This window comes from Nonomuraea rhizosphaerae (assembly GCF_019396405.1).
GTDB lineage: Bacteria > Actinomycetota > Actinomycetes > Streptosporangiales > Streptosporangiaceae > Nonomuraea > Nonomuraea rhizosphaerae.
Genome location: NZ_JAHKRL010000400.1, coordinates 1 through 12,477, shown reverse-complemented (window position 1 = coordinate 12,477; position 12,477 = coordinate 1). Strand labels below are relative to the sequence as shown.

At 73.6% G+C, this 12,477-nt stretch carries 10 protein-coding genes; 4 read left to right on the top strand and 6 right to left on the bottom strand.

What is annotated here, in order from left to right:
* A partial coding sequence (locus KME77_RS20515; protein WP_219470195.1) for a hypothetical protein occupies nt 1-184 on the top strand: 184 nt, incomplete at its 5' end.
* On the opposite strand, the gene KME77_RS20510 is transcribed toward KME77_RS20515, so the two are convergent.
* Nucleotides 177-1,535, bottom strand: a complete 1,359-nt coding sequence (locus KME77_RS20510; protein ID WP_219470193.1) for a S8 family peptidase — start codon at nt 1,533-1,535, stop codon at nt 177-179. The two genes, KME77_RS20515 and KME77_RS20510, sit on opposite strands and share 8 nt — an antisense overlap.
* Nucleotides 1,536-1,717: 182 nt before the next feature.
* Between KME77_RS20510 and KME77_RS20505 the strand changes: the two genes are divergently transcribed.
* Both KME77_RS20505 and KME77_RS20500 read left to right on the top strand, forming a co-directional pair.
* Entirely contained in the window at nt 1,718-3,763 is a 2,046-nt protein-coding gene (locus KME77_RS20505; protein WP_219470192.1) for a spermine/spermidine synthase domain-containing protein, read from the top strand.
* Between the two features lie 34 nt (nt 3,764-3,797).
* The gene (locus KME77_RS20500) at nt 3,798-4,787 is read left to right on the top strand and encodes a MerR family transcriptional regulator (protein ID WP_219470190.1); all 990 of its coding nucleotides are present in this window, start codon (nt 3,798-3,800) and stop codon (nt 4,785-4,787) included.
* Here the strand turns inward: KME77_RS20500 and KME77_RS20495 are convergent.
* The 5 genes from KME77_RS20495 to KME77_RS20475 form a co-directional block, all read right to left on the bottom strand.
* Nucleotides 4,745-6,403, bottom strand: a complete 1,659-nt coding sequence (locus KME77_RS20495) for a class I adenylate-forming enzyme family protein (RefSeq protein ID WP_219470187.1) — start codon at nt 6,401-6,403, stop codon at nt 4,745-4,747. The genes KME77_RS20500 and KME77_RS20495 overlap by 43 nt on opposite strands.
* Nucleotides 6,400-7,662, bottom strand: coding sequence for a cytochrome P450 family protein (locus KME77_RS20490; protein ID WP_219470185.1), 1,263 nt, complete (start codon nt 7,660-7,662; stop codon nt 6,400-6,402). Before KME77_RS20490 ends, KME77_RS20495 begins: the two co-directional genes overlap by 4 nt.
* The gene (locus tag KME77_RS20485) at nt 7,659-8,852 is read right to left on the bottom strand and encodes an NAD(P)/FAD-dependent oxidoreductase (protein ID WP_219470183.1); all 1,194 of its coding nucleotides are present in this window, start codon (nt 8,850-8,852) and stop codon (nt 7,659-7,661) included. The genes KME77_RS20490 and KME77_RS20485 overlap by 4 nt, the downstream gene beginning before the upstream one ends.
* On the bottom strand, nt 8,849-9,979 hold the full coding sequence (locus KME77_RS20480) for a cucumopine synthase-related protein (protein ID WP_308250791.1): 1,131 nt from the start codon (nt 9,977-9,979) through the stop codon (nt 8,849-8,851). The genes KME77_RS20485 and KME77_RS20480 overlap by 4 nt, the downstream gene beginning before the upstream one ends.
* 118 nt (nt 9,980-10,097) lie before the next feature.
* A complete protein-coding gene (locus KME77_RS20475; RefSeq protein ID WP_219470178.1) occupies nt 10,098-11,426 on the bottom strand; it encodes a M14 family zinc carboxypeptidase in 1,329 nt (442 codons plus the stop codon).
* 247 nt (nt 11,427-11,673) lie between these two features.
* On the opposite strand from KME77_RS20475, the gene KME77_RS20470 reads away from it, so the two are divergent.
* Entirely contained in the window at nt 11,674-12,312 is a 639-nt protein-coding gene (locus tag KME77_RS20470; protein ID WP_219470177.1) for a DUF998 domain-containing protein, read from the top strand.
* Nucleotides 12,313-12,477 lie beyond the last annotated feature (165 nt).

The window sequence follows — 12,477 nt, the reverse complement described above, 5'->3', positions numbered from 1 at the left end:
GGCCGCCGTGGCGGCGGGCGCGGCCAGGGTCGTGCCCGCCGCCAGCGCCGCCACGGCACTCACGACCTGTATCAAACGCCTGATCATCGACTGCCCCGTCCGGAAGTCCTGCGATACGCCGACATTCTGCGGGGGCCGCCCGCCGGGCGGCGAGCTCTTCGAGGATCTTGGAAGGGTCAGGTGAGGTTCTTCGCCCGGCGCTGGAGCGCGGCGATGACGCCGGCCGTGTCGACGATCCCGTACCCGTAGTCGTAGTCGAAGCCCACCTCGCTGCGGTCCTCGCCGGTGCGCCGCAGCAGGGCGCGCAGCTGCGCCGGTGTCAGCTTGGAGACCGGCCAGCGGCTGCGGATCGCGGCGACCAGCCCGGCGGCGACCGGTGTCGCGGCCGAGGTGCCCGAGTCCGGCGCGCCGTCGCCGAACGCCCTGGACCCGGCGAAGTGCGTGTAGGCGCAGAAGTCGGGCTTGCGGGCGGTCAGCCTGCCCGGGCCCTGCGAGGAGTAGCCGACCCGCTCGCCGTTGACGTCCACGCCGCCGATCGACAGGGCCTTGGGGTGGGAGTTCGCGCCGGCGATGGGCCGGTTCGGGTAGGCGCACCGGCCGTCCCTGCACTCGGCGCCGCAGTTGCCCGCCGCGAACAGCACGTCCGCGCCCACGCTGTCGAGGCTGGCCACCATCAGGTTGAACGGGTGCGCCGTGTTGTCGGAGTAGTTGCCCGGATGGCCGACCGGGAAGTCCCACTCGGGGGAGAACGACCCCCACGAGTTGCTGATCACCAGCGACCTCGTCCGCTCCGGCTGCGCCTCCAGGACCGTGCGCAGGTGCGCGAACGCGGCCACCGCGTCCGACAGCAGCCCGTCGAGCGCCGAGCCGCCCGGACGGGTGGAGCGCAGCACCGGGATGTCGATCAGCGAGGCCTGCGGCGCGGCGATGAGCGTGTCGAACCCGCACATCGTCCCGTGGTCCACCTCGAACTCCCCGGGCCGCCCGTCCACCCCCGCGGGCAGCCAGCTCCGCCCCGCGTCCAGGGTCACGCCCCGGCCGAGCTGCCTGGCCACGTGCGCAACGTTGATCCCGGTGTCGAGCACGGCCAGGGCCACGCCCGCGCCGTCGTAGCCCTCGGCGTGCAGGCCGGGCACGTTCAGCAGCCGCTCGACGTCGTGCCAGTCGCCGACCGGGGGATCGCCGCCGCAGGTGAGCGACGACTGGACGACCGGGTCGGCGTAGATGCCGACGATGTCGGGCCGCAGCGTGGGCAGCAGGGACACGCGCGCCGTCAGCTCGTCGTCGGAGATCGTGCCGCGCACCAGCACCGAGGCGTCGTCGGCGGCCAGCGAGAAGTCGAGCGGCTGGTTGAGCGACAGGGGGTCGCCGCCCGCTGGGGGCACGGGCCGGGGGACGGCCACGGGCGTGAAGGCAGTGTCGAGCTCGACCCCCGGCAGGCCGTCGGCGACGTCGGCCGTGGTGGCGGTCCGGCCGGGGTCGGCGACGGCCGCGACCAGATCGGGGGAGGGGCGCAGCTGGATCAGGACTCGCATGAGTCACCACCGGAACGTTCGGAGGGAAATGAACCCCACAACATTCCTTCATCAGGTCCTGCGCGTCCAGTGTCTCTTATGCCGCGTGACCTGCTAAAACACCGCAAACTACGCCAGGGGGACGGCATTCGTCCGGGGCCCCGGCTTCCGCACCGCCGGTCCGTTCACTAGCGTTGGGGCGCATGACGCTCCAGGCTCAGAAGGCGGTCGCAGGCGAGGACAGCGGCCACTGGCTGGCGGTACGGCCGAGGCTCGTCCTCGCCAGCGCGTTCATGCTCTTCCTGGAGCTGGCGCTGATCCGCTGGACCGGCTCCAACATCGTGCACCTCAGCTACTTCACCAACTTCGTGCTGCTCGGCTCGTTCCTCGGCATCGGCCTGGGGTTCCTGCGCGTCGGACGCGCCAAGCGGCAGCCGTTCTACTCCCCGGTCATCCTGTTCGGCCTGGTCTTCGTCGTGCAGACCTTCCCCGTGACCGTCGACCGCAACACCGAGGGCGTCCTGTACTGGACCAGCCTGCAGACCAGCGGCCCGCCCGCCTGGCTGATCCTGCCGGTGATCTTCTGCGCGGCGGCGCTCGTGCTGATGGGGCCGGCCGAGCTGGTCGGGCGCTGCTTCCCCGAGCTGTCGCGCCTGGAGGCCTACCGCTACGACCTGATCGGCAGCCTGACCGGGATCGCGGTGTTCACCGCGCTGTCGTTCCTGAGCGCGCCGCCCGTCTTCTGGGGGATCATCGCGGCGCTCGCGTACGGGCTGCTGCTCGTGCCCCGGCCGCGGGTCCTCTACCTCGGGCTGGTCACCGTCCCGTCCCTGGCCGTGGTGGCGGTGCTGCTGGCCGAGACGCTGTCGGCCGGAGCGTTCTGGTCGCCGTACTACAAGGTCACCTACAAGCAGTTCCAGCAGCTCGGCGTGCCCGTCACCGACATCTCCGTCAACGGCATCCCGCACCAGCAGGCCGTCCCGGCCGCCGCCCGGCTCCAGTGGGAGCGCCAGTACGGCCTGCCGTACGAGCGGGCCACCACACCGCCCAAGGACGTGCTCATCGTCGGCGCGGGCAGCGGCACCGACGTGGCCATCGCCCTGTCCAAGGGCGCCGCCCACGTCGACGCCGTCGAGATCGACCCCAAACTGCGCGAGCTCGGCGGCTCCCTGCACCCCGACAAGCCCTACAGCGACCCACGGGTGACCACGCACGTCACCGACGGCCGCGCCTTCCTGGAACGCACCTCCAACAGGTACGACCTGATCCTGTTCGCCCTGCCGGACTCGCTCACGCTGGTGTCCGGCGCCAGCTCGCTGCGGCTGGAGAGCTACCTGTTCACCGAGGAGGCCATGCAGGCCGCGCGGGCGCACCTCAAGCCCACCGGCACCTTCTCGATGTACAACTACTACCGCGAGAGCTGGCTGGTGGACCGCCTGGCCTCCACCGTGCAGGCCGCGTTCGGGCACAAGCCGTGCGTGGACGTGGTCAGCACCGCCGGACAGCAGGCCGTGATCACCGCCGGGGCCACCGCGTCCGCGCAGCGGTGCGGGGCCGAGTGGCCCGGAGCCGCGGCGGGCACCCCCGCGCCGTCGGGCGACGACCGGCCCTTCCTCTACCTGAAGGACGGCTCCATCCCGTCGCTGTACCTCATCACGCTCGGCCTGATCCTCGCGGTCAGCCTGCTGGCCGTGCGGGTGGTCGCCGGCCCCTACCGGCGGATGCGGCCGTACGCGGACCTGTTCCTGCTCGGGGTGGGCTTCCTGCTGCTGGAGACCAAGAGCGTGACCGGGTTCGCGCTGCTGTTCGGCACCACGTGGGTGGTCAACGCCATCGTGTTCGCCGGGGTGCTCGTCGCCGTCCTCGCCGCCGTCGAGGTCACCCGCCGCTTCCGGACGCCGCCGCTGCCGGTCATGTACGCGGTGCTGCTGGCCGGCCTGCTGCTGGCCTGGCTGGTGCCGAACTCGTGGCTGCTGTCGCTGCCGTTGCCGCTGCGCGCGGTGGCCGCGGTCACCGTCGCCTTCCTGCCGATCTTCGCGGCCAACGTGGTGTTCGCCAAACGCTTCTCCGACTCGGCGGACGCGACCACGTCCTTCGGGGCGAACCTGCTGGGGGCCATGGTGGGCGGCTGCCTGGAGTACCTGGCGCTGGTGATCGGCTACAAGGGGCTGCTGATCGTGGCGGGGCTGCTCTACCTCGGGGCCTTCGTGCTGCTGCCGCGCAAGGGGGCCGCCGTGTCAGCGGGTTGAGTCTCGACCCGCTTGAGACCCCATAGTGGGCGGCGTGGACGACGACAAGCTGTACCCCATCGGCGACGTGGCGCGCCGCACCGGCCTAAGCGTCAGCGCCGTCAGGTTCTACTCCGACGCCGGGATCATCGCGCCCACCGGCCACACCGGCGCCGGGTACCGGCTCTACGACGTCCACGCCATCGCCAGGCTGGAGCTCGTCCGCACCCTGCGCGAGCTGGACGCGAGCCTGGACGACATCCGCCGGCTCGTGGCCGGCGAGACGACGCTGCGCGACCTCGCCACGGCGCACCTCGCGCTGGTCGAGCGCCAGGCGCGCGGCTTGCGGGCCAGGCGGGCCGTCCTGCGGACCATCGTGCGGCAGCACACCGAGGCCGAGCAGGTGAGCCTCATGCACAAGCTGGTGTCGATGTCCGACGACGACCGGGACCGGCTCGTCGACGAGTTCTGGAACGAGGTCGGCGACGGCCTCGACGTCCACCCCGCCTTCGTCGAGCGGCTGCGCGCGATGCGGCCCCGGCTGCCGGACGAGCCCACCACCGGCCAGCTGGAGGCCTGGATCGAGCTGGCCGACCTGATGCGCGACGACGGCTTCCGCCGCTCGGTGCGCGACCACCTGCGCGACACCTACTCCAACGACCAGGGGCGGCTCATGACCTCCCCGCGGATGCTGGACTCGATCGACGAGCGGGCGGCGATCATGGAGGAGGCGCAGGCGGCGCGCCTGGCGGGGGTGCCGGTGGACTCGCCGCGGGCCCGGGACATCGCCGGCCGTTTCCTGGCCTCGACCGCCGAGGCCGTCGGCCAGCACGACCTCGCCGAGCTGCGGCCCCGGCTGGCCGCCAACCTCCTGGTGGCCAAGGAGCTGCACCACACGGCGCTGGCGGAGGACGAGGACCGGTTCACCGGGACGCACGGCAGATACCTGTCACTGGTGGCCACCATCAACGGGACGGCGGGCGACGACGGGGTTCCGGTGCCCTACGAATGGCTCGCCGCGGCCCTTGAGGCGTCCGGCGGCTGAGGACGCGTCTCAGGCCGGGCCTCCGGGGCGGCGTATCTGGCGCGGAGGGCGGCCTTGTCCGGTTTGCCGCCGCGGGTGCGCGGGATCTCGCCGACCAGCCACAGATGCTCCGGCACGCTCCGGTCGCCGAGTGAGTGGCGTACCAGGGCCTTGAGGCACTCCTGGGTCGCGCCGCCGTCCCGCGCGACGACCGCCGCCGCGAGCACCGGGCCGGCGGGGCCGCCGGGCAGCGCGAAGACGGCCGCGTCGGTGACGGACGGGTGGCCGGTCAGGACGTGCTCGACGGGGTGGGCGTGGACGCCGTGGGGCAGGCGGTTCTCGGCGCGGTCGAGCAGGAACAGGTAGCCGGCGGCGTCCATCCGGCCGACGTCCCCGGTGCGCACCCAGCCGTCAGGGGTCGCGTCGGTGTGTCGGCCGCCCGGCAGGGCGTCGGTGGCGTGCCGTTCGTCCGGTGGGGCGTCGGTGGTGTGCCGGTCGCCCGGTGAGGCGTCGCGGCTCTCGCCGAGCGCTTCGTGGTGCCGGACATATCCGCTCATCGCCTGAGGGGAGCGGACCCACACCTCCCCGGCCTCACCCGCCGGCACCTCACCGCCGCCCTCGCGGACGCTCACCTCCACCCCCGGCAGCGGCCGGCCGACCGACGCCAGCAGGTCGGGCCGCAGATGGTCGGCGGGCGTCAGAGCGGTGACGAACCCCGCCTCCGTCAGCCCGTACGTCTGCAGCAGCACCTCTCCCAGCCGCCCGGCCGTCCGCCACGTGTGCGACGGCACCGCCGGGGCGCCCCCGTACATGACCAGCCGGAACCGGCCCGCCTCCAGCTCGCCCTCCAGCGCGTGGAACTCGAACGGCCGGCCCGCCAGGAAATGCGTCACCCCCTCCCGGACCGCCAGCTCCGGCAGCCCGTCCTCCCGGTTGTCGGTCAGGACGGCGGTCCCGCCGGTGGCCAGCGTCCACAGCGCGAGCTCGTTCGGCAGGTGGTGCCCCGAACGCACCAGGAACCGCCACGGGCCATGCCCGCACACCGCCAGCGCGGCCGCGAGCTGCGCCTCCTCCGCCCGGCGGCTGTAGGCGACGGCCTTGCGCTCCCCGGTCGTGCCGTTGGTGAACGCCACCGACCCCAGCACTCCGGGGGCGGCCCGGCCCGGCTCGCCGGACGGGCCTTGCGGGGGGTGGGGCGCGGCGAACAGGTCCGTGCCCGTCCAGCCGAGCCGCCGCCGCACCGGCGCCGGGTGGGCGGCCAGCAGCGGATCCATCTCACCGGCCCGGGACGGCTCGTACAGCAGCGCCGATACGCCCAGCGCCCGCATCGTGCGGGCCGCGACCTCCACCGGCACCCCCTGCACCAGGTGCACGAACGGGCAGCCGAGCGCCAGCGCCACCAGCCGCGCCACGATCGTCTCCGGCTGCCCGCCGGACAGGCAGCCGATCGGCTCGCCCGGCCGCACCCCCTCGGCGACCAGCCGGGACGCGCCCGCTGACACCGCCGCCAGCACCTCGTTCCCGCTCAGCCGGAGCCGCTCGGACACCAGCGCCTCCCCGGCCCCGGCCATCCGCAACCCGCCGCGCGCGGCCTCCCACACCCCGCTCCGCGCGGGCGGGTCGTGTCGTGCCGTCATCGCGCCCGCTCTCCCAGCAGCACCGGCAGCGAGCGGACGCTGTTGCCCAGGACCGTCCCCAGCGGCGGCAGCTCGTGCGACGGCTGGGCCGCCCGCAGCTCCGGGAACGCCTCGAACAGGGCCGACAGCGCCACCTCGCCCTCCAGCCGGGCGAGCTGCGCCCCCAGGCAGAAGTGCGGGCCGTGGCCGAACGACAGGTGGACCGGCGCCTCCGCGACCGGCTCGAACCGCCCGGCCGCCGGGCCGTACCGGGCCGGGTCGCGGCCGGCCGCGGTGTAGCAGGCCAGGACCGCCTCCCCCTTGCGCAGCCGTACGCCGTCGATCTCCACGTCGTCGATCACGTACCGCATCGGGAAGTAGGCCAGCGGCGAGTCCCAGCGCAGCGTCTCCTCCACCGCCGCGCTCCACGGCAGCGTGCCGTCACGCAGCCGGGCGAGCTGGACGGGGTGCCGCAGCAGGGCGTGGACGGCGTTGGTGAGCAGGTTGACGGTGGTCACCTGGCCGGCGACGAAGATCAGCTCGACGGTCTCGAACAGCTCCTCCTCGCTCAGCCGCCCGCTCTCGTCGGCCTCCCCTTCGGCGGCCTCGATCAGCGCGGTGATCAGGTCGTCGGCGGGGGCGTGCCGCTTGAGCTCGATGATCTCGCCCAGCAGCGCGCGCAGGGCCGCCCGCGAGGCGTTGCGGTCCTCCGGCTCCTCGACCACCCTGGCCAGGATGTCGGTGAGCGTGTTCAGCTCGGCGCGCCGCTCCTCGGGGATGCCCATCAGGACGGAGATCACCTCGCGCGGCAGCGGGTAGCCGAACTCGCGCCGCAGGTCGACCGGCCCCGGGCCGAGCGTGGCCATGCGGTCGATCAGGCCGGCGGCGATCTCCTCGACGCGGGGGCGCAGCTCGCGCACCCGGCGCGGGGTGAACGCCTTCACCAGCGGGCCGCGCAGGCGGCGGTGCTGCTCGCCCTCCGCGTTCAGCATGGAGGTGTCCCTGACGATCTCGTTCACGGCCGTGCCCGGGGGCATGGCGGCCAGCGCCTCGGGGTCCCAGTGCCGGACGTCGCGGGACAGGCCCGGGTGGGACAGGATCGTCTCCAGCGTGCTGTAGCGGGTGGTGGTCCAGGCGCGTACGCCGTCGACCTCTACCGGGACGAGCGGGCCCATCCGCCGCAGGCGGGCGCAGTCGGCGTGCGCGTCACGCGGGGCCGGGTCGACGACGGTGATCGCCTGTTCGGGCTGGGCGGGGATGGCGGGTCTGAGGTCGGTCATGATCGCCCCACCCGCTCCGGGGGGCCACTTGGTGCCCTGTTTGTTTCCGGCGGTCTGCCGGTTCCTGGGCCGGCGGCTCGTTCCGGGATGGCGGCTCGTTCCGGGATGGCGGCGCGTTCCGGGGTGGCGGCCAGGAGGGTCACGTCCATGCCGGGGTTGTGGCCCAGGTACAGGTCGCGGATCAGCTCGCCCGCCGCGGGCGCGTTGCACAGGCCGTGGCCGGAGAAGCCGGTCGCGTACAGGAACGCGGCCGGTCCCGGCAGGTGGCCGATGAAGGCGGTGCGGTCCGGGCTGGAGTCGCGCGCGCCCGTGACCGCCGTGTGCAGCCGGACGCCCGCCAGCGACGGGTACGTGGCCGCGAGCCGGTCGGCGACCGTGGCGCGCCAGGCGGCCGGGTCGCGGCCCGGGTAGCCCATGCCGATCAGCAGCCGGTCGCCGCGCAGGCGGGTCAGCAAGCCGCTGGCCGCGTGCAGGGTCACCGGGATGCCGGGCAGGCCGTCCACCGGGTCCGTGGTGAGCAGCTCCTGGACGGCCGGTTCCGTGAGCGGCAGGTTCACCCCGGCCGAGCGGGCGATCGAGGCCGACCAGGCGCCGGCCGCGCAGACGATCGCCCCGGCCGTGATCGTGCCGCCGGGGGTCTTCACCCGCCCGGTGGCGGTGTTCAGGGCGGTGACGGGGGAGTCGGTGAACAGGACCGCCCCCGCCCGGCCGGCGGCGCTCGCGTAGCCGCTGACGATCGCCGCCGTGTCCGAGATGTAGGCCTGCGGCGACCAGGCGGCGGCCAGCAGCGGCAGGTCGCCGCCGATGAGCGGGTTGAGCCGCCTGGCCCGCGCCGCGTCGATCAGCTCGACGTCCACCCCGGCCGCCCGCTGCGCGGGCAGGTCCGCCTCGAACGCCGCCACCTGCCCCGGCTCGGTGAACAGCACCAGGTAGCCGACCTGGCGCATCGGCAGGCCGGGGAAGGCGTGGTAGGCCGCCAGGCTCCGCACGGCCAGCGCCGAGCTGACCGGGTTGCCGGCGAAGTAGGCGCGCACCACGTCGGCCGTGGCGCGGGAGGCGCCCGAGCCCAGGGCGCCGCGTTCCAGCAGCACGGTGGAGGCGCCCGCCTCGGCCAGGTGGAACGCGGCGGACAGGCCGATCACCCCGCCGCCGATGACCACGACGTCGGCGCGGGTGGGAACGGGCATCATGCCGGCTCCCGCGCGATCGGGTCGTCGGGGGAGGACGTGGGCAGGGTCGTCGGCGAGTGGGCGGCTCCCGCGCGACCGGCGGCCTTCCCCGCGCCTGTGCGACCGGGCTTCCCGGCGCCCGCGCGGCCGGACTTCCCGGCCTTCGTGGGCTTCGTGGGCTTCGTGGGCTTTTCCGCCCCTCCGCCGCCCGTGGCGGTGGCGGCGGCGGTGGTGGCGGTGGTGGCGGTGGTGGCGTCCAAGGGGTCGGTGACGCGGCGCAGGTGGTCGCCCGCCTGCCACGGGAACAGGTGCAGGTTCCATCCGCCCAGGCAGTTCACGTACAGCGCCATGTGCGCCATCAGCGCCACGAAGTCCTCGTGGTCGCCGACCCGGTCCAGGCTGTCGAGCACCCGCCGGGTGAACGCCCACAGCGTGCCGAGCCCGCAGTAGCCGAGGAACTCCGCCGGCGTCGCGGCCATGAGCCGGGCCATCTGCCGCAGCGAGTCCAGCGGCATGCCGTCGAGCGCCGCCCGTACCAGGCCGCCGTAGCAGCTGTAGCCCAGCGGCCGCGTCTCGCCGTTGACGAACAGCAGCGTCGTCATGACCGTCTCGAAGCTGCCCGCCCTGGAGGGGATGCGGCCTTCGTGCAGGTCCACGAGCTCGGGCGGGGCCTGGAGCCAGATGCGTTCGGTCTCGGCGTGCAGGTCGCCGATCAGCCCGTCCACGGCCGGGTCGGACGCGTGCAGCCGCGGCAGGCTGTGGCCGCCGGGCTCGCCCTTGCGGCGGACCTCGGCTATGACCGGCCGCTTGGTCGTGTAAACGGCGTCCCACACCGCGTGGCCGGCCGCGACGAGCGCGTCGGTGTCCTCGGGGACGACCCGGCCGATGGGCGTGGCGGGCATGGGCTCGGTCAGCTCGCCGTACTTGATGCCGAGGTGCTGCAGCCGCGAGCAGAACACCGTGCCGTCGGGCACCGTACGCCGGTCCACGCGGTACGGGGCGGGCAGGTGCAGCAGGGAATGGATGGGGGCGACGTGGTAGAGATGATGGCCGGCCACCAGCGCATGGCCCTGGAGGCTCCGGTACGGCAGCGCGTCCCACAGGCCCTGGGCCAGGTCGGCGTTGCGCTCGTCGAGTTCCGCTGTCACCGTGACCCCCACCTCGGGCCACGTGATCTCCGCATATTTCATGACACCCCCCGATATAACTACCTTCAGTAACGACAACAATACGATGTGTTCCTGAAGCTGGTCATGGCGGGTTCGGCTAAGCGTGGGCGGCGCCCGCGAGCACGGCTCCGTACTGGATCGCGACCAGGTGCCGGATCGGGATCGTCTCGACCTGCGACTCCGACTCGGCCTGCTCGGTCCAGGCCGTGTAGTGGCCGGCCAGCGCGCGGATCCGCTCCCGGATCGTCGGCGTGCCGTTGCCCACCGCCATCTCGGCCTCCAGCGCGCGCAGCAGGATGCCGCCGAAGCGCAGCCGCATGCTCTCGACCCGGTTGTGGCACCAGCCCATCTCCGCGACGGTCGCGATCCGGTCGCCGTCCGAGGCGCGCCGCTCGTCCGTGGTGGCGATCCCGGCCAGCACGTCGACGAACGAGCGGCTGGCCCGCAGGAACGGCGAGTCGGTCACCAGGTCCGGCGTGACCGCCGTCAGCGTCTCGCGCAGCAGGTCGGCCGTGGCGCGCATCTCGGCGGCGTGCGCCCTGATCACCTCGGCGTAGCCCTGCCCGGCCGGCGTCGTGTCGCCCGCCCACGTGTCGGTCCAGTACGGGATCTCGGCGATCATGCCCAGCGTTCCGTACTTCCTGATGTAGGAGTCGCTCGCCGCGCCGCCGATGTGCTCGGTCGGGTCCTCGCCGAGCGCCTCCATGTAGTCGTAGAGGCCCTCGGCGGACGGCGGCAGGTAGACGGCCTGCTCCAGCTGCTTGACCGACGGGTGCTCCGGCTCGCCGGCGTGCAGCGGCACGCCGTACCGGCCGGGCAGGGCCTTCAGCTCGGCCTGCAGCGCGGGCTCGGCGCGGGTGAGGTAGTAGAAGACGCCGCCCGTCTCGCCGTTGTGCAGGGTGGTGAGGAACGCCGGGCGCGTGTCGTCGATCAGCCGCATCAGCGCGAGCGTCTCCGGGATGACGCGGTCGAAGTAGGCCCGCTTGTACTCGAACGGGAACGTCCACTCGACCTGCTCGTCGGCGGCCGGCCGGTAGAAGTGCCTGCCGTAGTGCGAGCGGGTGAACGGGCCGGCGAACCAGCCCTCGTTCAGCCGGGTGCCGTCCGGGTCCAGGCAGCCCACCAGGTGCCAGGTGTAGCCGGAGGCGGCCAGCATCTCAGGGTTCTCGCACAGCCGGGTGGCCAGGTGCGTGACCGTCAGGCCGCCGATGGGCTCGTTCGGGTGCGGGCCGGCCGCCACGATCGCGTGGCGCGGCGCGACGCCGACGGTCAGGCAGAGCAGGGGGTCGCCCAGCCGTGAGGTGCCGATCCGGCGCAGCGACGCCGTCTCCGGATGGGACTGCGCCAGGCGGGCGAGGGTGGCGTGCACCTCGTCCACGGTGGCGAATCGGTCAAAGGTCGGAATGGCATCCAGGTCATCGATCACCTCCTCATTCTGGGCACGGTATGCGATTTGCGACATGGGGGCATGACTCCCCGCTATCGGTGAGGGGGAGCGTGGCCGGTCATGGTGCGATCGGCCTCGGCGGGGCCGGCCGATCGCGGACGGCATCCCCCGAAAGCCATAGCCGCGACCGCGATCCGGCTCCCGGATCCGTCGATCGGCCTATGCCGCCACGCCCACCCGGACCGGCAGGCTTTCCTCATGACCGCACGAGATCAGCAGAGGCAGGGTGAGGGCATTGGTCCGCGTCAGGGTGGCGGGTGCCGCGTGGCTGGCCTGCGCGCAGATATTCGTGGTGGAGGCCGTGGCGGGGGCGAGGTGGGCCGGCTCCGAGCCGGTGATGGAGCGCTACCTGAGCGACCTCGGCAACACCGCGTGCGGGCCCCGGATCTGCTCACCCGCCCACACGCTGATGAACCTCTCCTTCGCCGCCCTGGGCCTGCTGCTGATCGCGGGGCTGCTCGCCGGCGCCCCCGGCCGGGGCGGGCGGGCCGGGCGCACGATGGTGGCGCTGGGCGGCCTCGGCTGGATCATGGTCGGCCTGGGCCCGGAGAACAAGAACATGCCGCTCCACCTGGCCGGAGCAGTGCTGGTCTTCCTGTGCGGCAACCTGGGCATGATCGTGTACGGCCTGAGCCTGCGCGCCCAGGACCCCCGCCGGGCCGCGTGGAGCCTGCTGACCGGAGCGGTGGGGGCGGCCGCCACGGGGCTCTTCCTCGGCGGGCAGTTCTTCGGGCTCGGGCTGGGCGGCATGGAACGGCTGGCCGTCTATCCGATCGCCGTCTGGGCGGCGGCGCTGGGCGCGGCGGACCTGATGCCCCGTGGCAACGCGCACCCACCGCCTTCCACCCGCTCGGAGGGTCGGTGACCTTCCACGCGACTGGCACCCCGACGGCCTTCCGTCGGTCCGGAGTCCCGGCGGTTTTCCGCCCGTTCGGGGGGGCGGCGGCCTTCCGCCGGGAGTCCCGGCACCCCTTGAGCACGCGTGGCGTGAGGGGGGCCGGCCTCGGGTGCCCAACGTCAGGTGGTGGGG